We start from the raw sequence: 22,658 nt of genomic DNA on the forward strand, positions 1-22,658 counted from the left end.
TTTTATGAACAATATCGACCATCCTCCTAGTAGCAAGGGAGAAAAATAGTCCACATCGGTATTGTCATATTTGTCTCTACCTCTGTGGTAGAGCTGTCCACTCTTTTCTGACTCCTCTCTTTTTTCTCCATGAAACTAGTACTTAAATACTCACTTAGCTAAGAACTCTTTGGTTGGGCTATGTCTTATTGGCATTTATGACCGAACCCCAATGCATTTTAACGCTATGAGTGTTTGATGGTCGTTACCTACTGCCAATCGGGAGATTCGCCATGACGGTAATGAGCAATACTTACATTGAAAATACACCTCACTTCTCTAATGAAGAGATTGGGGCAGCTCGCAATGCATTTCTGCGTTATGAGCAAACGCAACAAGTCCACCTATTAACGGTAATGCCTGTTGAAGAAGCGGTAGCCATACTTCACCACTGTTCTATCGGCTATGTGCAACAGTTAATTTCAGCCTTAGAAGTAGAAGGGCATGACAAGCTAGCGAGGCATTATGCTCACCAGCTTGGTTTTATCCATTCAGAAGTAGAAACGCCGAGCAGCTATCTAGATACCTCAGTGATAGAGCATGTTAAGCAACGAATCGGCTGGATTATAGCGCTCGCATTGCTTGGTATCGTCTCTGGACTGATTATTGCCCAGTATGAAGATACGTTAAGCCAACTTGTATTACTGGCGATCTATATGCCGGTGATAGCGGCCGCTGGTGGCAATACAGGAACGCAAGCCGCGACGTTAGTGATTCGAGCTCTGGCAACAGGAGAGTTAAGAAAACGGCAGTGGCTGGATGTGTTTTGGAAAGAGAGCCGAGTCGCGCTGTGTTTAGCGCTAGCGATAGCTTTAGTGATTGTTGGGCGCATATTGCTGTTTAGTGATAGCAGCAGCACCGGCGGCTTTGAGCTTAATACCATCGCATTAGCGATTGCGGTGGCTCTGTTTATCCAAGTTACCATGTCCACGACACTGGGAGGATTGCTGCCTATTTTAGCGCGCGCTTTCAAACTGGACCCAGCAGTGCTTGTGAGTCCAGTATTAGCGTCAATTGTTGATATATCAGGTATGTGGATCTATTTCACCGTCGTGAACTACTTCTTAGGTATCGCCTGACTGAACTTTACGACATCCTTATAGAATAACGTCTCAAATTGAGTGATAGGAGCAACGGTCGGTGTATCGTTGCTCTTTGTTTTTGGTGGATGATAGTCAGCAACAAATTGAACGAATAAGGTGGTTGGCTTACCTGATTTATCAACGCCAAATCCAGCCATGTTTGAGCTGCCATACAGAGAGCCACTCTTTGCGATCAGGTTTCCTTTGATCGGATCTTTTCTCATGCTTCGACGGTATTTCAATGTCCCGTTTGTGCCTGACGTTGGCATCAACTCAATAAGCTTGAGTTGCTGATCGTGCTTCCAGATGTAGCGCAGTACAGCTGCCATGTTCTGGCTGGTGAAGCGGTTGTTGCGCGATAACCCTGAACCATCGGCTAGTGGTGTATGTTCTAGGTCGATACCCGTGTGTGAAAACAAGATCTGTTTGATCGCCATGGTCCCATTGCCAAAGCTACCCGGTTGAATAAAGAAATGAGCACCTAATGTTTTGGTTAGGTTATCTGCTATTAGGTTGTCAGACTTTTTCAGCATAGTCTCAAGCAGTGCAGGTAGCTTTTCTGAGCGGTGTATGGCCAGTGTCTTTCCTGATTGAGTTGGCGCACCCACTTTAATTTGACCAGCTAGTGATATGTCGAGTTTTGATAGCAGTGAATTCAACACTCTTTGAGTATAAAGAGAGGGATCTTGTACGGCGAATTTGAGTGGTAGCGGCTTACTTCTATTTTGTAAGCAGCCTTGCAGTTGGTAGTGATTATCAGGGGAAGAGAGTAATTCTAAATCGCACTGGCTGCTCTCTTGCTCTCGCTTAGAGACAGATTTCGCTTGTGTGGTTACATAGATGGGTTGATGCTCCGGAACGTGGACGCGTGTTTTTCCATTCTCTTGTGTATAAATCGAAGCTTGTACGCAGTTATCATCCAGTGTGATGGCGCTTGCTGGTGCGCTATAACAGACTCCTAAAATATCCCATGGCCAACCCACCGCGCGATCGTAACCAGTGAAAGCGGTGTTATCGAGCCAAATATTCCCTTCTATTTTTTGTATACCCTTTTGACGCATTGCACTAAGCAGCTGCTGTAGATCTTTATTGGTCAACGTTGGGTCGCCGCTAAAGCGAATAACAATATCCTTCCCAACTTGCTCAATGGAGGTTTGATATGAAAAGTCATCGCCTAGTTCGAGCTTTGCTGCCAGTGCGGTGACTAATTTTAGGGTACTTGCTGGGGGGAATAGCTGGTTTTGATTATCTGTCGTGGCGTAGTTCGTATCGGCATCGAGTGATTGGACTTTTATCGCCACTCGGCTTCCTTGTGGTAACTGATTCAATGGCGCATAAGCTAAGACAGAAGAGCTAAACAACAGTGACAAGATAGAGGTAAGAGATAAGGAGCTAAGCAGTCGCATGATAGAAGTCGTGGTCGATGAGAGAAATTTCAGTATAGCGAGTAAAAAAAACGCCCGCTAGAGAGCGGGCGTCTTAGATTCATGACATTAAGCCATAAATTAGAAGTCGTAACGTAGACCTAGAGCTAGTTCGTCTTCAGCATCTGCTTTAGAGATGTATGACTTGCTGTCATCTAGCAGGTTGAAGTTGTAAGAAACGTAGCCGCGGAAGTTAGGCTTGAAGTAGTATGTTGCATCAACAGCGATGTTGTCTTTAGCATCTTCTTTAGTGCCTGAAGTCTTCTCTTCTAGGTAGTTGTATGTAGTTGTGAATACAGTCTGACCCATTGTGTAAGCAGCAGCGAATTCGTAACCAGTGTTATCTGTCTTAGTGCTGTTAACTTTGTCTTGACCGTCAACGAATGTACCAGCGAAGTATAGGTCGTTGATTGAGTAAGATGCTGCAAGCATGTATTGGTCAGAAGACGCATTGTTACCAGTGTTTTGGTCTGCGTAACCAGCACCTAGTTTAACGCCTGTTTCACCTAGAGCGTAGATAGCAGATAGAGAGTAACCGTCTGTCTTGTTATCAGAGTAGAAGTCACCGTTTGTGTCTGCGTTGCCGTTCTCATCTACATTGATACGGTCAGCAAAACGGTAGCTTGCTTTAACACCTAGGTCAGCAAATTGACCTTTGTAAGTAAGCATGTTGTCTGTACGGTCTGCAACTGCAATTTTGTACGCAGCAGAGTTACCGTGGTAAGCCATGATATCGGTAAAGTCAGTGATAACGCCTAAAGCACCTTCGTTTTTACCGTAAGTCACTTCACCGAAGTCACCGCCGATACCAGCGTAGGCATAACGGTTATCAATAGTATCAGTACCGCTGTCTTTTTTAGAGCCGTTAGCGTTGTAGTCTGAAGTAGTAAACTCACCTTCGTAGAAACCAACACCGTAAAGGCCATCAGTGATCTGTGCTTTACCTAGGAAGTTAAGACGGATACGAGAGTTGTCTTGAGCTTTACCATCTTGTACAGATAGACGCGCTTCAGCACGGCCGCCCATTTCGATAGAGTTACCGTCTTGGTTGTAGATTTCTGCCGCGTTTGCGCCAGTTGCCACTGCTGCAGCTGAAACTGCTAAAGCAATCAGAGTTTTGTTCATCTTATTAGTCCTAATTTACTGTCCATAAATAGTTATTTTGCGAGCCATGCCCCACTGATGGTTCATACTCTACTTATTGTTCCAGTGAATCAATGTTCATATGTGAGACATTAGTCATAAATATGAAATAAACAGATTCACTGTCCGAACAACTGGTGAGCAATGTTGTACCGCTAAAGTTCCTTAAAGAGGTAGTAAAACGATATAAAAGCTCGTTATGAACAGTGTTTTATTTTGGGTAAAAAATTATCAAGTATATGACTTTGTTTGATTTTTTGTTCTTGTTGAACGAAATGTAAATAAGAATGGATTTATTTTTTTTTATTCATCTAAGTGATTAATAAACTTAATTTTTGCTAAGTATAATCTTGGCCAATTTCTATACAGGGGTGTTTTTCACCCCCTGATGGATTTAAGGTGATTTAGTTGCTAAGTTTGTTTACACTAGAAGAAATCGTTAGTTAACTCACTACCTAATCCTGTGGATTGGGTAGTTTTGTTTTGTCCAAAGAGAACTTTGGCAAAGAGGTACAGAATGGAAAAAGTCCCAATGACACTGCGTGGCGAACAGCAGCTACGCGTAGAACTAGAGCGCCTACTAAAGCTTCGCCCTCAAATTTCAGAAGCGATTGCTGAAGCACGCGAACTGGGCGATCTTAAAGAGAATGCCGAGTACCACGCAGCACGTGAAGAGCAGGGTATCTGTGAAGCGCAAATTCGTGATATCGAATACAAGCTGTCTGTGGCACAAGTGATCGACGTGACGACAATGGATAACAACGGTAAAGTTATCTTTGGCTCAACGGTTACACTGATTGATGTGGATACTGAAGAAGAGAAAACCTACCAAATCGTGGGTGATGATGAAGCGGATATCAAAGCGGGTCGTATTTCAGTGAGCTCTCCAATTGCTCGTGGCCTGATCGGCAAAATGGAAGGTGACGAAGTCGTGATTTCTACGCCAGGTGGTGAGCGTGATTTCGAAATCGATAGCGTAGAATACATTTAAGCTTAATCAATCAGCCTAAATATCAAAAAAGGTCGCAGATGCGACCTTTTTTATTACCGAGATTCGTAAGATTACTTACGTGGTATTTCGATTTTACGCTCTTCGCTTTGACGGAAAAGCACAAGTGTTTTACCAATAACTTGTACTTTTTCAGCTTTTGTTTCACGAACGATAGCGTCAATGATTAGGTTTTTAGTATCGCGATCTTCAGATGCAACTTTAACCTTGATCAGCTCGTGGTGGTTTAGAGCGATTTCGATTTCCGCTAGAACAGCTTCAGTTAGTCCATTTGCGCCCATAAGCACAACAGGTTTTAGACTGTGCGCTAGGCCTTTTAGATGCTGCTTTTGTTTAGTGCTTAGGTTCATTACGCGGCCAATTTTCTTTACTATAAGGGTTGAAAAATACCATTTTAACGCCATCTAACCTTGAAGACTATAATTTATTGGGTTAGTTGCTCCCTCTATCTATTAGGAAACCAATGAGTAAACAGAAACACTCGGCCAGTTCTGGTCGCTGGTTAAAAGAGCATTTTGATGATAAGTACGCGAACGAAGCTCGTAAAAAAGGTTATCGTTCAAGAGCTTATTTTAAAATTGAAGAGATCCAGACTAAAGATAAACTGCTAAAACCAGGTATGACGGTTGTCGATTTGGGTGCAGCTCCAGGTGGCTGGTCTCAATATGCTGCTAAGCTAATAGGTGAAGAAGGGCAAATCATTGCGTGTGACCTACTACCAATGGACCCGATTGCTGGCGTAAGCTTCTTACAAGGTGATTTTCGCGAAGAAGCGGTGCTAGATGCTCTACTAGAGCGCATTCAACCTTCAATGGTCGATGTGGTTATGTCTGACATGGCACCTAATATCGCGGGCAATAACTCAGTAGATCAGCCTCGCGCTATGTATTTAGTTGAATTGGCTTTAGATATGTGTCGACAAGTTCTAGCCCCTAATGGTAGCTTTGTTGTAAAGGTTTTCCAGGGGGAAGGCTTCGATCAGTTTGTGAAAGAAGTCCGCGACATGTTTAAAGTCGTAAAAATTAGAAAACCTGACTCATCACGAGCCCGCTCGAGAGAAGTCTTCGTTGTAGCCACTGGTTACAAAGGTTAACTATTTTGCCTTCTGGGAGGCAAGTTAACACTATAGCTACAGGTTATAAACTGTAGTACCCTACCTTTAATTACAATTAGTTATCGAGAGGCTGACACCTTGAGTGACATGGCAAAAAATTTAATTCTGTGGCTTGTTATCGCTGTCGTATTGATGTCGGTATTCCAGAGCTTTGGCCCTGGGGAAAGTAATGGCAGAGCGGTGGATTACACCACGTTTGTACAGGAAGTTGGCCAAGGCCAGATTCAGGAAGCAACTTTTAAAGACGGTGAGATCTCTTTCACTCGTCGTGGCGGCGGCTCGCGTTATGTTACTTACATGCCGGTCTACGACCAAAAGCTACTTGATGACCTAATTAACCAAAACGTAAAAGTACAAGGTACGCCTCCTGAAGAGCAGAGCTTACTAGGTACAATCTTTATTTCTTGGTTCCCAATGATCTTACTGATTGGTGTGTGGATTTTCTTCATGCGTCAAATGCAAGGCGGCGGCGGTAAAGGCGCGATGTCTTTCGGTAAGAGCAAAGCTCGTATGATGAGCGAAGAGCAAATCAAGACTACTTTTGCAGACGTTGCCGGTTGTGACGAAGCAAAAGAAGACGTAAAAGAACTGGTAGATTACCTACGTGATCCGAGCCGCTTCCAGAAACTGGGCGGTAAGATTCCTACAGGTGTTCTAATGGTAGGTCCTCCTGGTACAGGTAAAACGCTTCTAGCGAAAGCCATTGCCGGTGAGGCGAAAGTGCCATTCTTTACTATTTCTGGTTCTGACTTCGTTGAAATGTTCGTTGGTGTTGGTGCATCTCGTGTACGTGACATGTTCGAGCAGGCAAAGAAAGCAGCACCTTGTATCATCTTTATCGATGAGATCGATGCCGTAGGTCGTCAGCGTGGCGCTGGTGTTGGTGGTGGTCACGATGAACGTGAACAAACACTAAACCAAATGCTTGTTGAGATGGATGGTTTCGAAGGTAACGAAGGTATCATCGTTATCGCTGCGACTAACCGTCCAGACGTACTTGACCCAGCACTGCTTCGTCCTGGTCGTTTCGACCGCCAAGTTGTGGTTGGTCTACCAGATGTGCGTGGCCGTGAGCAGATCCTAAAAGTACATATGCGTAAAGTCCCTCTTTCAGGTGACGTAGAGCCATCTCTAATCGCACGTGGTACTCCTGGCTTCTCTGGTGCTGACCTTGCTAACCTAGTGAACGAAGCAGCACTGTTTGCCGCTCGCGGTAATAAGCGCAATGTGTCTATGGTTGAGTTTGAACTGGCGAAAGACAAGATCATGATGGGTGCAGAGCGCCGTTCTATGGTGATGTCGGAAGAGACAAAAGAATCAACCGCGTACCACGAAGCGGGTCACGCGATTGTTGGTCGCCTTGTTCCTGAACATGACCCAGTGTACAAAGTGTCGATCATTCCTCGTGGCCGTGCACTCGGTGTGACTATGTACTTACCAGAGCAAGATCGCGTAAGTATGTCTCGTCAGCATCTAGAGTCTATGGTTTCAAGCCTATATGGTGGTCGTCTAGCTGAAGAACTCATCTACGGTGCAGACAAAGTATCAACAGGCGCTTCAAACGATATCGAACGTGCTACCGATATTGCTCGTAAGATGGTGACTCAGTGGGGCTTCTCTGAAAAGCTTGGTCCTCTTCTCTATGCAGAAGAAGAAGGTGAAGTCTTCCTAGGTCGCAGCGTGACTCAGACTAAACATATGTCTGATGACACCGCTAAGCTGATTGATACTGAAATTCGTCAAATCATCGACCGCAACTACGCTCGTGCTAAGAAGATCCTTGAAGAAAACATGGATATCATGCATGCAATGAAAGATGCATTGATGAAGTACGAGACCATTGATGCGGGTCAGATTGATGACCTAATGGATCGCAAAGAAGACATTCGCGAACCAGCAGGTTGGGGTGACAATGCGAACAAACCGGAAGCGAAGCCTGAAGAAAAGACAGAAGGCAAAGCGGAAGAGAAACCAGCAGAGCAACCTGTAGAAGATAAAGCGACAACTGAAGAACAATCAGTAGAAGCGCCTGAGAAAAAAGACTCAGAGTAATCGAAAACGATAAAATAAACCCCGGGGAAACTCGGGGTTTTTGTATTTATTATGATAATGACGGCAAACAGCAAAACCTTAGACTTATCGACACCTCAAGTCATGGGCATACTTAATGTCACACCAGATTCTTTCTCTGATGGTGGACAGTTCAGCTCTCTCGACAATGCCCTTCAGCAAGCGAAACGTATGATTGAAGCAGGTGTGACTATCATCGATGTTGGTGGTGAGTCTACACGACCGGGCGCCCCAGACGTCGCATTGGAAGAAGAGCTCAATCGTGTTATCCCTGTTATCAAAGCCATTCGTCAGCACTACGATGTCTGGATCTCTATCGACACCAGTAAAGCGGAAGTGATGCGACAAGCTGCGAGTGCTGGTGCTGATATCATTAACGATGTTCGAGCCTTGCAAGAACCGGGTGCGCTAGAAGTGGCGGCCGAAACCGGTCTGCCAGTGTGTTTGATGCACATGCAAGGCCAACCTAGGACGATGCAAGCGAACCCTCACTATGAAGATTTACTGAAAGAGGTGGGAGAGTTTCTTGAAGAACGCATTACCGCTTGTGAACAGGTTGGTATCCCTAGAGAGAAATTGATTCTCGATCCCGGCTTTGGCTTTGGCAAAACCATTGAGCATAATTATCACATGCTTGCTCATTTGGAGCAGTTCCATCAGTTTGGTTTGCCAATCCTCGCGGGGATGTCTCGCAAGTCTATGATCTTCAAATTATTAGAAAAAGCCCCTTCAGAGTGTGTGGCTGCTAGCGTGGGTTGCGCTACAATTGCTGCCATGAAAGGGGCTCAAATTATTCGTGTTCATGATTTTGAACAAACGCTTGATGCTGTAAAAATCGTCTCAATGGTTAACGCTAACCGTTGAGGGTGAAAAAGAAAAAGGAATCATCATGTCTAATCAAAGACGTTATTTCGGAACCGATGGTGTTCGTGGCAAAGTGGGTCAGTACCCAATTACTCCTGATTTTATTTTGAAGCTGGGCTGGGCTGCAGGGCGGGTTTTAGCCAAGCAAGGCACGAAGAAAGTGATCATTGGTAAAGATACACGTATCTCTGGCTACATGCTTGAATCAGCGCTGGAAGCCGGCCTTGCTGCAGCGGGTCTAAAAGCAACCTTCACTGGGCCTATGCCAACTCCTGCTGTCGCTTACCTGACACAAACGTTCCGCGCCGAAGCGGGTATTGTGATTTCGGCTTCTCATAACCCTTATTACGACAATGGCATCAAATTCTTTTCATCTGAAGGGACAAAGCTGCCTGATGATATTGAGCTTGCGATTGAAGCTGAACTGGACAAAGACATTGAATGTGTTGAATCAGCGATGCTGGGTAAAGCGACTCGCTTGAATGATGCGGCTGGTCGTTACATTGAATTTTGTAAAAGCACCTTCCCACACGACTTAAGCCTTGCAGGCAAAAAGATCGTTGTCGACTGTGCTCACGGTGCGACTTACCACATTGCTCCAGCGGTATTTAGCGAGCTTGGCGCTGACGTTATCGCGATGGGTGTTGAACCAAATGGTACGAACATCAACCATGAAGTTGGCGCTACGGATGTTCGCGCACTGCAAAAACGCGTGGTTGAAGAAGGGGCAGTACTTGGTTTAGCGTTTGATGGTGATGGTGACCGCATCATTATGGTTGATCACCTTGGTAACAAGATTGATGGTGACCAAATTGCTTATATCATTGCCCGTGATGCACTGCGCCGCGGTGAATTAAAAGGCGGTGTCGTGGGTACACTCATGACTAACCTTGGTATGGAAAATGGTCTTAAGCAGCTCGGTATTCCATTTGTTCGTGCTGCCGTCGGTGACCGTTATGTGATGGAACAGCTTTTAGCGAAAGGCTGGAAGATTGGTGCTGAAAACTCAGGTCACGTTATTTTGCTAGATAAGGTGACGACGGGTGATGCGATTGTGGCTGCACTGCAAGTACTGGCATCGGTGGTTGGTAGCGAAATGTCACTGCACGATCTGTCACAAGGTATGACGTTATACCCACAAGTTCTTGAGAACGTTCGATTTGAAGGGGATTCAAACCCACTTGAAGCGGATGCGGTGAAAGTCGCAACACAAGAAGTGGAAGCTGAATTAGGTGATAAAGGCCGAGTGCTGCTGCGTAAGTCGGGTACAGAACCTTTGATTCGCGTGATGGTAGAAGGTGAAGACGCAGAGCTTGTGCAATCATCGGCGTTAAAAATTGCTGATGCGGTAAAAGCGAGCTTTTAAGCTTCGTTAACCTCATTACTGTATATGAGAAGAGCCACTGTTTGAGTGGCTCTTTTTCGTATATTGGAGCGGAAGGCGCTTATTCTTCGCTAGTACGTTTTTTGCCCCACACCTCAATCTTGGCTTTTTTACTCAGACCAACAGCACTCAGTGTATTGCTGCCCCAGCTGTCATAAGTCATATCTAACTTCTTAAATTTTGCGTTCTCGTCACCGGGTAGTGTCCATGCTCGAGTCGACATACCTTTTGTTAGTGTTCCCATTGATTTGAGGTCTTTCGTTGAGCCATCAGACATCGTCACAACCAATTCTTTGAGGTTCACCGTTCCTTGAACAACTTTGATTTTTAGTTTGCTGAAGTTACGTTCGCTGACATAAGCAAGAGGCTCAACCGTATCGGTTTCTGATTTGTAATTAACCACTTTATCGCTGACCAGAACCCAACCCTCAGCCTCTTTGGCGTAACCTTGTGTTGCGGTAAATAGAACGAGAGATGACAGTAAAATAGTGATGAAATGTTTCATAGTGCCTCTGACTTTTGTGTTAGGATTGCCTCGTTTACACCAGTGACGACTCCTTATGCCACAACACGAGTTACAGTATTTACAAGAAATGGGGATTCAGTGTTATGAACTGAGTCACCCAGAAAGATTGCAAGGCTACCAAGCGCCAAAGTTCAGTTTGCAAGCGTCATGTAAACTCTTGTTGGTGTCTCCTGAATATCCGAAAAATCGTACAGCAGAATTGCTTGAACGCGTACTAAAGAGTATGCAGCTCTCCTTGTCGGATACTTATCACCTTCACCCCGATCAAATCGCTCAACTAACCCCTACTAATTTAGAGTGGGTATGGTTTGCTGGCTGTGAAGGAGTGGATGGAGTCGCGAGTAAAGTTCTCACTTCCCCATTGCTCTCGGGTATTGATGGCAACAACGAACAACGCCGCGCTCTTTGGCAACAAATATGCTCTTACCAATCATGATAGATTCTATTTTTCCATTAAGCGAAGAACACCTCGAACAGGTCTTTCGCATCGAATGTTCCGCCCACTCTCATCCTTGGTCTGAAACAATGATTCGAGACGTGAATAGTCGAGGAGCTCGTCACCACGTCTTAGTCACTGAAGGTCGAGTTGTTGGCTACTTTTACGCTCAAAACATTGTGGGTGAAGTCACGCTGCTCAATATTGCCGTGGATCCAGCCATGCAGGGTAAAGGATATGGGAAGGTCTTGATCGAGGCATTTCTAGATCTATGTGAGAAAGAAAACGCAGATAGTGCCTGGTTAGAGGTCCGAGAAAGTAATCAGCGTGCTGCTGACTTATATGAAGCTGTTGGTTTTAATGAAGTAGATCGCCGTCGCAACTACTACCCAACACCCAATGGCAAAGAAGACGCCATTATTATGAGTTACATCTTCTTCTAAGCTATTTTTGCACCGCTTTTATTGGCGTAGGCTCTTCAACAGGGTAGTAATTTTCTTCAAAGCGCCGCTGCACTTCAGAAGCGGGAAGTGGCTTATCAAATAAGTAACCTTGGAATTGATCACAGCCTAGTTGTTTGAGCGCGTATAACTCATGTGCATCTTCTACCCCTTCTGCAATCACTTCCAAGTTCAAACGCCTTGCTGTCATGATGATGGTATCAACAATTGCTTGGTCACTTTCGTCTAAGTGTAATTGGGTGACAAAAGAGCGATCAATCTTCAATACATCGACCGATAAGTGTTTGAGGTAACGCAGCGAAGAATAACCTGTACCGAAGTCATCAATGGACGTTTTCAGGTTATGTTCTTTCAGCTCAGCCATTTTCTGTACGGCGCCTTCGATATTTTCCAGAAGTAAGTTCTCAGTAATCTCCAACTCAATGTGCTGACCATCAATGCCTGCTTGTGTCATTGAATCGACAATGTGCTCAACAAAAGAGCTCTGCGAAAACTGTAAAGGGCTGATGTTAATGGCCAGACGTCTGAACGTATCTGGCAGCACGCCTTGCTTTTTCCAGTTGGCATATTGGTAGCAGGCTTGTTCAATGATCCAGTTACCGATCTGCAATATCTGCCCAGTTTCTTCTGCTATTGGCATGAACACACCAGGAGGCAGCACTCCTTTCGTTGGGTGGTTCCAGCGAATTAAGGCTTCGACACCAATAATATGATGCTTGTCGTCCACTTGGGGCTGGTAATAAAGTTCAAGTTGACCATTATTGAGCGCTTCATGCAGTCCTTTTTCTATCTCAAGGAAAGATTCGACTTGCGCTTGCATTTCGGGCTCGTAGAACATGTATTTGTTCCGGCCAGCAACTTTAGCACGGTATAGCGCGGTATCCGCCTGACGAAGTACATCGATGTTCGTGCTGCCCACGGATGGGAAAACGGCAATGCCAACACTCACGGTGCAGTAAAGTTGGTGATCATCAATCGAGTAGGGATTGGAGATAAGTGCGAGGAGCTGTTGGGCTAAATCATGGGCGCGTTCTGTGGTCACATCAGGTAATAGGATCGCAAACTCATCCCCGCCAATTCTCGCTGCGGTAAAAGATCCTTGCAACCAAGCTTCTATCCTCATTGAAATGGCTTTAATGAGATGATCCCCAATGGTGTGACCCAGTGAATCGTTAATTGTCTTAAATCGATCTAAATCGAGATAAAACAGCGCACCCACTTGGTTGTTCTTGCTTGCTGTTGTGATTGATTCTTCCAAGGTTTGAAGTAATAGGCTTCGATTGGCAAGGCCAGTTAACGAGTCATAGTAGGCGAGTTGATTCAATTGAACTGCAGCGGCTTCACGGTCTTTCCACAAACTATGGAAGGTCTTGGCTAAATGACCGAGTTCGTCATCCCGATAGAGTGTTGGCGGTGGAACATCACGATTGCTATTTTGTAATGAACGAACCCACTCAATCAAAGTGACGAGAGGCTTTGATAACTTCTGATAAAAGAACAGCAGTAAAATAGAGGTGAGCAGGATGTTTCTAAATAGGTCAAACAGCAATATCTGCGTCGTCTTAGCAATGAAATCCCGCGCAATGTAAGAGCCGTTAACGGAAAAACTTAACGTGCCAACCACCACATTAGAGTTAGGCTGATGAAGGTCAGAAGTATAGATTGGTGTTGTCGGTGTTAGATAACTGGACAGCGCTTCAGCAAAATCACCCTGTAGAGAGATATTTTTTTCTTTCTCGGTGAGGGTATCGCCAAAGTCATCGATGATTTGCACTTTATAGATGGCGCTGTCCATCATTAAACTAGAGGCCACTTGTTCTGCGAGGAGCTGATTAAGGTGATAAGCGGCTTGACTGGCATTTGAGTAGTTCTGTAATAGCTTAAACTGATAATGCTCTTCAATGCGCTGCTGCTCCTGATGAACATCCACCAAGATATGGTACAAACTAAAGCCGATCCCTAAGATAACGGATACTAGGAATACTGTTTTGGCTTGTCTAAACGCGAGTGAGTTTATTTTTTTGTTTTCAGCCATAGTCGAGATAAGCTCCTTCTACTCCTTTAGTTATAGTCCATATTTATTGATATTTTAATTTGTAGCGTTCTAGAAACACTTTTTCGCTCAATTTCATGGATGAAGTTGCCCCACAGAACAATATAAGCGAAAATACCGCGCAAAATTGAATCGAACAGATAGAGCCATTATTGTGACTTGTTCGATATGGCTCCTAGACAGAAGAAGACCCTTTCATGTCAAATACTCCTTTTCTTAGCGAAGTATCTAAGCGTAGAACGTTCGCTATCATCTCTCACCCGGATGCGGGTAAAACGACCATTACTGAAAAAGTACTGTTATTCGGAAACGCAATCCAAAAAGCAGGTACGGTTAAAGGCCGTGGTAACGCTCAGCATGCGAAATCTGACTGGATGGAGATGGAAAAAGAGCGTGGTATCTCGGTAACAACGTCGGTAATGCAGTTTCCATACAACGATTGCTTGGTAAACCTACTCGATACTCCAGGACACGAAGACTTCTCGGAAGATACCTACCGTACCCTAACAGCGGTTGACTCATGTCTAATGGTTATCGATGCCGCAAAAGGTGTCGAAGACCGTACTCGTAAGCTGATGGAAGTAACGCGTCTACGTGATACACCAATCGTCACCTTCATGAACAAATTGGATCGCGACGTTCGTGATCCAATGGAAGTTCTAGATGAAGTAGAAAGCGAGCTTGGTATGGCATGTGCGCCAATCTCTTGGCCGATCGGCTGTGGTAAAGAATTTAAAGGTGTTTACCACATTCACCGTGATGAAACGATTCTGTATGAATCAGGCCACGGTCACGAGATCCAAGACGTTCGCATCATCAAAGGTCTAGATAACCCAGAACTTGATGAACAAGTCGGTGAAGACCTCGCAGCAAGCGTACGTGACGAACTAGAACTCGTTATGGGCGCATGTCCTGAGTTCGATCATGAATTGTTCCTAGCCGGTGAACTCACGCCAGTTTACTTTGGTACTGCATTGGGCAACTTCGGTGTAGACCACATGCTAGATGGCCTAACAAAGTGGGCGCCAGCACCTAAAAACCGTCAAGCGGTTGAGCGTGATGTTGAAGCGAACGAAGAAGAGTTCTCTGGTTTTGTATTCAAGATTCAAGCAAACATGGACCCGAAACACCGTGACCGTATTGCTTTCATGCGTATCGTATCAGGTACCTACAAGCAAGGTATGAAGATGAACCACGTTCGTACAGGTAAAAAAGTCAGTATTTCTGATGCGGTTACCTTTATGGCGGGTGACCGTTCTCGTGCTGAAAATGCGTATGCAGGTGACATCATCGGTCTGCACAACCACGGCACAATCCAAATTGGTGATACCTTCACTCAAGGCGAAGCGTTGAAGTTCTCAGGTATTCCCAACTTCGCTCCAGAACTGTTCCGTCGTATTCGTCTAAAAGATCCATTGAAGCAGAAGCAGCTACTCAAAGGTTTGGTTCAGCTTTCTGAAGAAGGTGCGGTACAGGTATTCCGTCCGCTACAAAATAACGATCTAATCGTAGGTGCAGTTGGTGTGCTTCAGTTTGATGTAGTCGTTGCGCGTCTAAAAGCAGAATACAACGTAGAAGCAATCTACGAAGGTGTGAACGTTGCAACAGCACGTTGGGTAGAGTGTGGCGATGTGAAGAAGCTAGAAGAGTTTAAGCGTAAGAACCAAGCTAACCTAGCACTAGATGGTGGCGATAACCTGTCGTACATCGCACCAACGATGGTGAACCTAAATCTAGCGAAAGAGCGTTTTCCAGAGGTTGAGTTTCGCGCGACTCGCGAACACTAATCTTCTGTGCCTTTGCTGCGATAGCGGCGTTGACAGCGTAAACTCACCTTAGTCACGTAGCGCACTACGCTCCCAAGGCTGAGTTTACTTGTCGCCTTGCTCTCACAACAAATGCTTTGATGAATCGTTTCTGAAATACCGCCTTATTAAGGCGGTATTTTTTAGGCCGTCATTCCTTAGAACGAAGAATGAGTGAGTAAGGAATCTCTCAAAGCGAGTCGCTATCTCGATGAGATCCCCAACTCGCTCGTTCTTCACTCTTGAGGATGACGAGCCTGTCTGAGCTTGAATATATGCGCGTCATTCCTTAGAACGACGAAGGAGTGAGTAAGGAATCTCTTAAAACAAGTCGCTATCTTGATGAGCTCCCCAACTCGTTCGTACCTCACTCTTGAGGATGACGAGTCTTACTATGATTGAATAAAAAAGGGTTGATGCTTTCACATCAACCCTTTTCAGTTTTATCGAATCAAGACGTTACTTTTTCTTCTTAGCGACTTTCTTCTTACCTTTTGCCGCTACTTTCTTTTTGTCGTCTTTCTTTTTGTTCTTTTTCTTAAACACAGGTTTTTTGTGTTTAGGGCGCATCTCTTTAATGAAGCGCTCTTTGATGTCTTCTTTTACGTAGCGAGCGACGCGATCAAGCATTGGTTGGTCATGCGCTTCAACAATAGATACCGCATTACCTTTCTTACCAGCACGAGCCGTTCGACCAATGCGGTGTAGATAGACGTCTGCGCTGCGTGGCATATCGTAGTTGATAACATGGCTTACGTCAGGCAGGTCGATACCACGCGCGGCAACGTCTGTCGCAAGTAGTACGTTAACCGTACCATCACGGAAGCGTGAAATCGCATTGTTACGGCGATCCTGTGGCATTTCGCCTTGAATCCAAGAACAAGGGATTTGCGCCTTTTCTAGTTCAGCACGAAGCTCTGCAAGACGCTCGCGCGTTTTTAAGAACACGATAGAGCGTTCTGCTTGATCGGTAATGATCTTCTTCAGAAGTTCTAGTTTGTGGTTCGCATCATCCGCGCGGTGATACCACTGAGAAATCTTCTTACGTTCACGACGTGATGGCTCGGCATCGATTTCAGCTGGATCTTTGAGTAGATCGGCGGTGAAACCCTCAACACCTTTACCTTCAAGCGTAGCTGAGAACAGTAAGGTTTGTTTACGCCAGCGACACTCATTCGACAGGCGATCGACGGTTGGGCCAAAGCCCATGTCTAGCATGCGGTCTGCTTCATCAAGAATTAACCACTCAATCGCACGACAATCAAAGCGTTCTGCTCGGATGTACTCCATCAAACGTCCTGGTGTTGCAACCACGATATCTTGGGTTTTTGCAAGGATATCTGCGTGTTCTTGGTATTGAACACCACCCGTGATGGTGAAGATCTTTAAGTTTGTGTGCTTAGCCAGTGCTCGCGCTTGATCAGCAACTTGCATCGCTAATTCGCGAGTAGGAGTCAGGATCAAAATACGAGCAGGACCAGGCTTGCGGCGAGGGAAGTCTTGTAAAAACTGCAGTGCTGGTAATGCGAACGCCGCTGTTTTACCTGTCCCAGTTGGCGCAGATGCAAGTACATCACGACCATCTAAAGCTTGTGGAATAGCTTCAGCTTGAATCTGTGTTGGGCGGTCATAACCCATTTCTTCAATGGCGAGGAGTAGGTTAGGGTCTAACTCTAATTCAGCGAAATTTCTGATCACTATGGGTCTCCACAAGCGAGTTGGTGTGAGCTTCAAATTTAAGGGGTCGTATTATAGAGCGTTCGGTGATAAGGATCACACCTTATTTTTACATCTTAAGATAAAAGGCTTGGGTCAGTGCGACAAACTCGTCGCTGTAGCTGCCGTTGTGATGGATAGTAAGTTCACTACACTCTGTTCTGTTGCCGTTTTTTCCTATTTGAATCAATAGTCTATTGGCTTCTTTGCGTTCAGTCGGTTTCACATAACACAGACGTTGAACCACCCAGCCTTGTTGCTTTGCTAATTCAACAAAAATTTCCCCTTCTACTTTTGGTAGTACAAAGCTGGCTGTGCCCTGCTCATTGAGCAGTGACATACAACGCTTTAAAAGATCATCGTGGCGCAAGGAGTCTGTGTGTCTTGCTGTCGCTCGGCTTTTCGCTTGCGCTTGTTCCCCGTTATTAAAATAAGGTGGGTTACAAATAATAGCATCAAACGAATGCTCGAAATTGTGGCAGAGAATATCGCCATCATTCAGTGTTAATCGCTCTGACCAAAGTGATTGTTCAAAATTGAATTTAGCCGCTTCTAAAGCATGTTGGTCAATATCAATCGCTTCTATATTCACCAGAGAATTTCGCTGCGCGCACATCAAACTGAGTAGCCCAGTACCGGTCCCGATATCCAGTAACGTCTTCGCTTGTTCAATGTTTGCCCAGGCTCCGAGAAGGACACCGTCCGTACTGACCGGCATGCCTGAGTAACCACCTTCAATTTTGAACTGTTTAAAATCAAAGCTTTTTGTCTTTTTCATAAGATTTTATGTTTGTCGGTACTTGTTGTTATTTTGAGTTAAATGATCTGTTGTTAAATAATTGTTTGGTTATTTATTCTGCTTGTTTTGGGTTTGTAGCAAAACTTGGTTAGTTAATCGGGCTGGTTATTTTTATATGACTAGTGATATATGCTGCATTTAAACGTTTTATGTAAATTTATATGGCGTTTTTTGTCTGTGACTTGCCACTCAATCAGGATTTCGTCATTATGCGCGCCTAAATTTTATAGAGTGGACATTGTTTTGTACTACTCAGCATACACAACATCACATCAATAATAACTCAAGGGTCGACTGTGAATCAGACTTTAAAACTAACAGATATTATTGCGGTAGGCTTTATGCTTTTCGCTTTCTTTTTAGGTGCAGGTAACATCATTTTTCCACCTCTAGCGGGTCAGCTTGCAGGTGATAACCTTCTTCCTGCAATGACAGGCTTCCTTCTCACTGCGGTAGGTCTACCTCTTATTACTATCGTTGCTATCGCAGTGGCTGGTGGAACGTGGGAACATTTAACAAAAGATCTGCCAAAGCGTGCTGCGATGGTAATGGCGGTGCTGATCTTTATTATTATCGGTCCTGCGTTTGCCGCGCCTCGTACTGGCCTAGTGGCTTATGAGATGGCGGTAAAACCATTCTTTATTGATGCGACGCAAGCTCACCTAACGATCTTCTCTATTCTTTTCTTTGCTGTTGCGATGTTCTTCGCGTGGTCACAAGGCAAACTGATTGATGTGATTGGTAAAGTGTTGACGCCAGTTCTTTTCATCGGCCTGATTATTCTAGCGGCAGCGGTATTTATTGACCCACAAGGTGAAATGATCGCAGCGCAAGGTGAATACCTAACGCACCCACTGCAAAAAGGTTTCCTTGAAGGCTATAACACTATGGATACGTTTGGTTCACTGATGTTTGGTGTACTGATCGTTGATGCATTGCGCCAAAAAGGCATTACTGAGCAAAAACCAACAGCGAAGTACCTAATCAGTGCGGCATGTATTGCAGCAGCTGGTCTAACGTTTGTGTACGTTTCACTGTTCTACTTGGGCGCAACCAGCTCGGCAGTCGCAGCAGGCGCAGACAACGGCGGTGTTGTACTTAGCCTTTATGTACAATCTCTGTTTGGTCCTTACGGTCAAATCGTTCTGTCTGTGATTGTACTTCTGGCGTGTCTAACGACAGCGATTGGTCTTATTTCAGCGTGTTCTGATTACTTTAGCTCGCTAACGCCAATGTCATACAAGACTTGGGTCATCATTAACGGTGTAGCGTGTGCGACGGTAGCAAATGTAGGTCTATCTCAACTGATTGCTTTGTCTGTTCCAGTTCTATTTGCACTTTACCCAGTTGCGATTGCTTTGGTTGCCCTGACGTTTATTCGTAAGATGCTGCCAAATCCCAAAGCGGCGTACCGTGTGGTTATTCTAGTATCATTGCTATTTGCTCTTATTGATGCAGCAAAAGTAGCGGGTGTGGATGTGTCTGCATTGAACATGCTACCACTGTTTGATATTGGTATGGGCTGGCTACTACCGACGGTTGTGGCAATGATCGCGATGCTTTTTGTTGGCAAATCTGAGCAGCCGGAGCTAGCAGAAGAAACGGCATAATCAATCAGTAAAGCTGAATCAATGATCCCCTGTCGCGTAAGGCGTGACAGGGGATTTTTTATATCGGTGGATTTTTATTCGCCTGCAAAAAAAATCTGTATCTTCATCACACTTTTGAGTACAATTCTCCGGTTAAATTCTACTCATAAATGTTGAGCAAACATGTTTGAAATCAATCCTATTAAAAACCGCCTGAAGGACGTGTCTGAGCGCACAAATGTCCTGAGGGGGTACCTTTGACTATGACGCTAAACAAGAGCGTCTAGAAGAAGTCAACGCAGAACTAGAACAACCGGATGTATGGAACGAGCCTGAACGTGCGCAAGCGCTAGGTAAAGAACGTTCTGCATTAGAAGCGGTTGTAGAGACGATTGATCAACTTGAGCAAGGTGTTGAAGACGTTGATGGTCTTTTAGAACTTGCGGTTGAAGAAGAAGATCAAGAAACGTTTGACGAAATCGAACCGGAACTGGCAGAGCTAGAAGCGAAGCTAGAGAAACTTGAATTCCGCCGTATGTTCTCTGGCGACCACGATGCATCAGACTGCTACATCGACTTGCAGTCAGGTTCAGGTGGTACAGAGGCGCAAGACTGGACTTCAATGATGCTACGTATGTACCTTCGTTGGGCTGAAGCGAAAGGCTTTAAGACTGAGGTTATCGAAGTATCAGAAGGTGAAGTTGCAGGCCTTAAAGGCGCAACGGTTAAGATTTCTGGCGAATACGCTTACGGTTGGTTACGCACTGAGACTGGTGTTCACCGTCTAGTTCGTAAATCGCCATTTGACTCGAGCGGTCGTCGTCATACTTCGTTTGCTTCTGCGTTTATCTACCCAGAGATTGATGACAACATCGACATCGACATTAACCCTTCTGACCTACGTATTGACGTATACCGTGCATCAGGTGCCGGTGGTCAGCACGTTAACACCACGGAATCTGCGGTACGTATTACTCACGTTCCAACAAATACTGTGGTTCAATGTCAGAATGATCGTTCTCAGCATAAGAACAAAGACCAAGCGATGAAGCAGCTTCGTGCAAAACTGTTTGAATTAGAGATTCAAAAGCAGAATGCAGAGAAGCAAGCAAATGAAGATGCAAAATCTGACATCGGTTGGGGTAGCCAAATCCGCTCTTACGTACTTGATGACTCACGCATCAAAGATCTACGTACAGGCGTAGAAAACCGCAATACTCAAGCGGTTTTAGACGGCGACTTAGACAAATTTATCGAAGCTAGCCTGAAATCAGGCCTGTAAGCTTTTCACCGAAAAAACACTCGTTACTAACGAAAAACAGGATACATCGAAAATGACTGATGCTGTTCAAAACGAAAACCAACAAGAAGAAAACAAGCTGATCGCTGAGCGTCGTAGCAAACTGGACCATATCCGCCAGAACTGCAAAGCAAACGGTCACCCAAATGATTTCCGCCGTGAGCACCTAGCAGGCGATCTTCAAGCGGAATTCGGTGAAAAGACGAAGGAAGAGCTAGAAGAGTTAAACCACGTTGTTGCAATCGCTGGTCGTGTAATGGCTAAGCGTGGTCCATTCCTAGCAATCCAAGAAACATCTGGCCGTATCCAAGCATACGCAGCAAAAGATGTTCAAAAAGAGCTGAAAGAGAAATACCAAGGCCTAGATATCGGTGACATCATCGGTGTTAAAGGTGCACTTCACAAGTCAGGTAAAGGTGACCTTTACGTGAACATGGAATCTTACGAGCTGCTAACGAAAGCACTTCGTCCACTTCCAGAGAAGTTCCACGGTCTAACTGACCAAGAGATGCGTTACCGTCAGCGTTACGTTGACCTGATCGTGAACCAAGATTCACGTGAAGCGTTCATCATCCGTTCTAAGCTTGTATCGGCTATCCGTAACTTCATGAGCTCAAAAGGCTACCTAGAAGTTGAAACGCCAATGATGCACGTGATCCCAGGTGGTGCAACGGCTCGTCCATTCATCACTCACCACAATGCACTAGACATCGACATGTACCTACGTGTTGCACCTGAGCTTTACCTTAAGCGTCTAGTAGTAGGTGGTTTTGACCGTGTATTCGAGATCAACCGTAACTTCCGTAACGAAGGTCTTTCTCCGCGTCACAACCCAGAATTCACTATGATGGAATTCTACCAAGCGTACTCTGACTACAAAGATCTGATGGATCTGACAGAAGAGATGCTAAGCACAGTCGCAATGGATGTTCTTGGTTCAACGTCTATGCCTTACGGTGATGAAACGGTTGAATTTGGTGGCACTTACGCACGTCTAAGCATGTTCGATGCTATCAAGCAATACAACCCAGACCATGCTGAAATTCAAGCACTAACAGAAGCGGATCTACAAGACCGTGAGAAGATGGTAGCCATCGCGAAATCTGTACATGTGGAAGTAGAAACATTCTGGACATGTGGTCAGCTTCTTGAAGAGATCTTTGGTGAAACGGCTGAGCCTCAGCTAATCCAACCAACGTTCATCACTGGCTATCCAGCGGACATTTCTCCACTAGCACGTCGTAGCGATGACAACCCATTCTTCACTGACCGCTTCGAGTTCTTTATCGGTGGCCGTGAAGTAGCGAACGGCTTCTCAGAGCTTAACGATGCAGAAGACCAAGACGAGCGTTTCAAAGCGCAAGTTAACGCGAAAGATGCTGGTGATGATGAAGCAATGTACTACGATGCAGACTACATTACTGCACTAGAGCACGGTCTACCGCCAACAGCAGGTCAGGGTATCGGTATCGATCGCCTAGCAATGCTATTTACTAACACGCACACAATCCGTGACGTGATTCTATTCCCAGCGATGCGCCCGCAAGCGTAAGCGAGAGAAATAGACGATTTGAAAAGCCACCTTCGGGTGGTTTTTTTTGTTTCTAGCTGATGGCCTATATCGATCGGGCCTGTCGCGTTTTAGAAGGTCAAAATAAAACGCTTGATGATCTTATACGGTTGTGTATTCTGTAAATTAATCATTTAATTGAACTAAGGATTCTCAATTATGTTTCGTCACCATAAGGAAAGCTTCGACAAAGCCTCTCGTCAATCATTGTTTAATGCACTTCTGGCACTGCGAGAAACTCGCACAAAAATTGCGAGCATTAAAAAATGATGTT

General features: G+C 45.0%; 19 protein-coding genes. 12 read left to right on the plus strand and 7 right to left on the minus strand.

The window, feature by feature from the left end; all coding sequences use genetic code 11:
- Window positions 1-272: 272 nt before the first annotated feature.
- The gene (locus tag EJ063_RS14400) at window positions 273-1,118 is read left to right on the plus strand and encodes a magnesium transporter (protein ID WP_126575054.1); all 846 of its coding nucleotides are present in this window, start codon (window positions 273-275) and stop codon (window positions 1,116-1,118) included.
- Here EJ063_RS14400 and dacB read toward each other — a convergent pair.
- Together dacB and EJ063_RS14410 are read right to left on the minus strand one after the other, a co-directional pair.
- On the minus strand, window positions 1,097-2,527 hold the full coding sequence (gene dacB / locus EJ063_RS14405) for a serine-type D-Ala-D-Ala carboxypeptidase (RefSeq protein WP_126575055.1): 1,431 nt from the start codon (window positions 2,525-2,527) through the stop codon (window positions 1,097-1,099). The genes EJ063_RS14400 and dacB overlap by 22 nt on opposite strands.
- Window positions 2,528-2,626: 99 nt before the next feature.
- On the minus strand, window positions 2,627-3,670 hold the full coding sequence (locus EJ063_RS14410; protein WP_126575056.1) for a porin: 1,044 nt from the start codon (window positions 3,668-3,670) through the stop codon (window positions 2,627-2,629).
- 535 nt (window positions 3,671-4,205) lie between these two features.
- Here EJ063_RS14410 and greA point away from each other — a divergent pair.
- On the plus strand, window positions 4,206-4,679 hold the full coding sequence (gene greA, locus EJ063_RS14415) for a transcription elongation factor GreA (protein ID WP_126575057.1): 474 nt from the start codon (window positions 4,206-4,208) through the stop codon (window positions 4,677-4,679).
- 71 nt (window positions 4,680-4,750) lie between these two features.
- Here greA and yhbY read toward each other — a convergent pair whose 3' ends face one another.
- Window positions 4,751-5,047 (minus strand): ribosome assembly RNA-binding protein YhbY, encoded by a 297-nt coding sequence (gene yhbY, locus EJ063_RS14420; RefSeq protein ID WP_126575058.1) that lies wholly within the window; start codon window positions 5,045-5,047, stop codon window positions 4,751-4,753.
- 113 nt (window positions 5,048-5,160) lie between these two features.
- Here yhbY and rlmE point away from each other — a divergent pair, with 113 nt between their 5' ends.
- The 4 genes from rlmE to glmM all read left to right on the plus strand — a co-directional run bounded on the left by rlmE (window position 5,161) and on the right by glmM (window position 10,111).
- Entirely contained in the window at window positions 5,161-5,790 is a 630-nt protein-coding gene (gene rlmE / locus EJ063_RS14425; RefSeq protein WP_126575059.1) for a 23S rRNA (uridine(2552)-2'-O)-methyltransferase RlmE, read from the plus strand.
- 108 nt (window positions 5,791-5,898) lie between these two features.
- Window positions 5,899-7,863 carry an ATP-dependent zinc metalloprotease FtsH gene (ftsH, locus tag EJ063_RS14430; protein ID WP_126575060.1) on the plus strand — a complete coding sequence of 655 codons (1,965 nt, stop codon included), beginning with the start codon at window positions 5,899-5,901 and terminating at the stop codon, window positions 7,861-7,863.
- Window positions 7,864-7,914: 51 nt separating this feature from the next.
- A complete protein-coding gene (gene folP, locus EJ063_RS14435; protein ID WP_126575061.1) occupies window positions 7,915-8,745 on the plus strand; it encodes a dihydropteroate synthase in 831 nt (276 codons plus the stop codon).
- A gap of 25 nt (window positions 8,746-8,770) precedes the next feature.
- On the plus strand, window positions 8,771-10,111 hold the full coding sequence (gene glmM / locus EJ063_RS14440) for a phosphoglucosamine mutase (protein ID WP_126575062.1): 1,341 nt from the start codon (window positions 8,771-8,773) through the stop codon (window positions 10,109-10,111).
- A gap of 79 nt (window positions 10,112-10,190) precedes the next feature.
- On the opposite strand, the gene EJ063_RS14445 is transcribed toward glmM, so the two are convergent.
- Window positions 10,191-10,634 (minus strand): DUF2541 family protein, encoded by a 444-nt coding sequence (locus EJ063_RS14445; protein ID WP_126575063.1) that lies wholly within the window; start codon window positions 10,632-10,634, stop codon window positions 10,191-10,193.
- 55 nt (window positions 10,635-10,689) lie between these two features.
- On the opposite strand from EJ063_RS14445, the gene EJ063_RS14450 reads away from it, so the two are divergent.
- Both EJ063_RS14450 and rimI read left to right on the plus strand, forming a co-directional pair.
- Window positions 10,690-11,091 (plus strand): DNA polymerase III subunit psi, encoded by a 402-nt coding sequence (locus EJ063_RS14450; protein ID WP_126575064.1) that lies wholly within the window; start codon window positions 10,690-10,692, stop codon window positions 11,089-11,091.
- Window positions 11,088-11,534, plus strand: coding sequence for a ribosomal protein S18-alanine N-acetyltransferase (rimI, locus tag EJ063_RS14455; protein WP_126575118.1), 447 nt, complete (start codon window positions 11,088-11,090; stop codon window positions 11,532-11,534). Before EJ063_RS14450 ends, rimI begins: the two co-directional genes overlap by 4 nt.
- Window position 11,535: 1 nt before the next feature.
- Here rimI and EJ063_RS14460 read toward each other — a convergent pair whose 3' ends face one another.
- Complete coding sequence (locus EJ063_RS14460) at window positions 11,536-13,587, minus strand: putative bifunctional diguanylate cyclase/phosphodiesterase (RefSeq protein ID WP_126575065.1); 2,052 nt, start codon at window positions 13,585-13,587, stop codon at window positions 11,536-11,538.
- Window positions 13,588-13,802: 215 nt separating this feature from the next.
- On the opposite strand from EJ063_RS14460, the gene prfC reads away from it, so the two are divergent.
- Window positions 13,803-15,392, plus strand: a complete 1,590-nt coding sequence (prfC, locus tag EJ063_RS14465; protein WP_126575066.1) for a peptide chain release factor 3 — start codon at window positions 13,803-13,805, stop codon at window positions 15,390-15,392.
- A gap of 477 nt (window positions 15,393-15,869) precedes the next feature.
- Here prfC and srmB read toward each other — a convergent pair whose 3' ends face one another.
- Together srmB and EJ063_RS14475 are read right to left on the minus strand one after the other, a co-directional pair.
- On the minus strand, window positions 15,870-17,108 hold the full coding sequence (srmB, locus tag EJ063_RS14470) for an ATP-dependent RNA helicase SrmB (RefSeq protein ID WP_126575067.1): 1,239 nt from the start codon (window positions 17,106-17,108) through the stop codon (window positions 15,870-15,872).
- 88 nt (window positions 17,109-17,196) lie between these two features.
- Window positions 17,197-17,904 (minus strand): tRNA1(Val) (adenine(37)-N6)-methyltransferase, encoded by a 708-nt coding sequence (locus tag EJ063_RS14475; protein ID WP_126575068.1) that lies wholly within the window; start codon window positions 17,902-17,904, stop codon window positions 17,197-17,199.
- 317 nt (window positions 17,905-18,221) lie between these two features.
- Here EJ063_RS14475 and brnQ point away from each other — a divergent pair, with 317 nt between their 5' ends.
- The 3 genes from brnQ (at window position 18,222) to lysS (ending at window position 22,366) form a co-directional block, all read left to right on the plus strand.
- Window positions 18,222-19,535, plus strand: coding sequence for a branched-chain amino acid transport system II carrier protein (brnQ, locus tag EJ063_RS14480; RefSeq protein WP_126575069.1), 1,314 nt, complete (start codon window positions 18,222-18,224; stop codon window positions 19,533-19,535).
- 162 nt (window positions 19,536-19,697) lie between these two features.
- Window positions 19,698-20,796, plus strand: a protein-coding gene (gene prfB / locus EJ063_RS14485; protein WP_126575070.1) for a peptide chain release factor 2 whose coding sequence is annotated in 2 segments (ribosomal slippage) — window positions 19,698-19,772 and window positions 19,774-20,796 — 1,098 coding nt in all. Because the reading frame shifts where the segments join, the coding sequence is not laid out codon by codon here.
- 52 nt (window positions 20,797-20,848) lie between these two features.
- A complete protein-coding gene (gene lysS, locus EJ063_RS14490; protein ID WP_126575071.1) occupies window positions 20,849-22,366 on the plus strand; it encodes a lysine--tRNA ligase in 1,518 nt (505 codons plus the stop codon).
- Window positions 22,367-22,658: the final 292 nt, after the last annotated feature.

Origin of the sequence: Vibrio aquaticus, assembly GCF_003970385.1 — a bacterium.
In the GTDB taxonomy this organism is placed as follows: Bacteria; Pseudomonadota; Gammaproteobacteria; order Enterobacterales; family Vibrionaceae; genus Vibrio; species Vibrio aquaticus.

Bases quoted from the DNA above. Each gene is read 5' to 3' on its own strand.
- greA (WP_126575057.1), top strand. From the start codon at position 4,206: ATGGAAAAAGTCCCAATGACACTGCGTGGCGAACAGCAGCTACGCGTA.
- dacB (WP_126575055.1), bottom strand. From the start codon at position 2,527: ATGCGACTGCTTAGCTCCTTATCTCTTACCTCTATCTTGTCACTGTTG.
- lysS (WP_126575071.1), top strand. From the start codon at position 20,849: ATGACTGATGCTGTTCAAAACGAAAACCAACAAGAAGAAAACAAGCTG.
- EJ063_RS14400 (WP_126575054.1), top strand. From the start codon at position 273: ATGACGGTAATGAGCAATACTTACATTGAAAATACACCTCACTTCTCT.
- EJ063_RS14475 (WP_126575068.1), bottom strand. From the start codon at position 17,904: ATGAAAAAGACAAAAAGCTTTGATTTTAAACAGTTCAAAATTGAAGGT.
- ftsH (WP_126575060.1), top strand. From the start codon at position 5,899: ATGGCAAAAAATTTAATTCTGTGGCTTGTTATCGCTGTCGTATTGATG.
- EJ063_RS14410 (WP_126575056.1), bottom strand. From the start codon at position 3,670: ATGAACAAAACTCTGATTGCTTTAGCAGTTTCAGCTGCAGCAGTGGCA.
- glmM (WP_126575062.1), top strand. From the start codon at position 8,771: ATGTCTAATCAAAGACGTTATTTCGGAACCGATGGTGTTCGTGGCAAA.
- rlmE (WP_126575059.1), top strand. From the start codon at position 5,161: ATGAGTAAACAGAAACACTCGGCCAGTTCTGGTCGCTGGTTAAAAGAG.
- rimI (WP_126575118.1), top strand. From the start codon at position 11,088: ATGATAGATTCTATTTTTCCATTAAGCGAAGAACACCTCGAACAGGTC.
- folP (WP_126575061.1), top strand. From the start codon at position 7,915: ATGATAATGACGGCAAACAGCAAAACCTTAGACTTATCGACACCTCAA.
- EJ063_RS14460 (WP_126575065.1), bottom strand. From the start codon at position 13,587: ATGGCTGAAAACAAAAAAATAAACTCACTCGCGTTTAGACAAGCCAAA.
- prfC (WP_126575066.1), top strand. From the start codon at position 13,803: ATGTCAAATACTCCTTTTCTTAGCGAAGTATCTAAGCGTAGAACGTTC.
- EJ063_RS14445 (WP_126575063.1), bottom strand. From the start codon at position 10,634: ATGAAACATTTCATCACTATTTTACTGTCATCTCTCGTTCTATTTACC.
- EJ063_RS14450 (WP_126575064.1), top strand. From the start codon at position 10,690: ATGCCACAACACGAGTTACAGTATTTACAAGAAATGGGGATTCAGTGT.
- yhbY (WP_126575058.1), bottom strand. From the start codon at position 5,047: ATGAACCTAAGCACTAAACAAAAGCAGCATCTAAAAGGCCTAGCGCAC.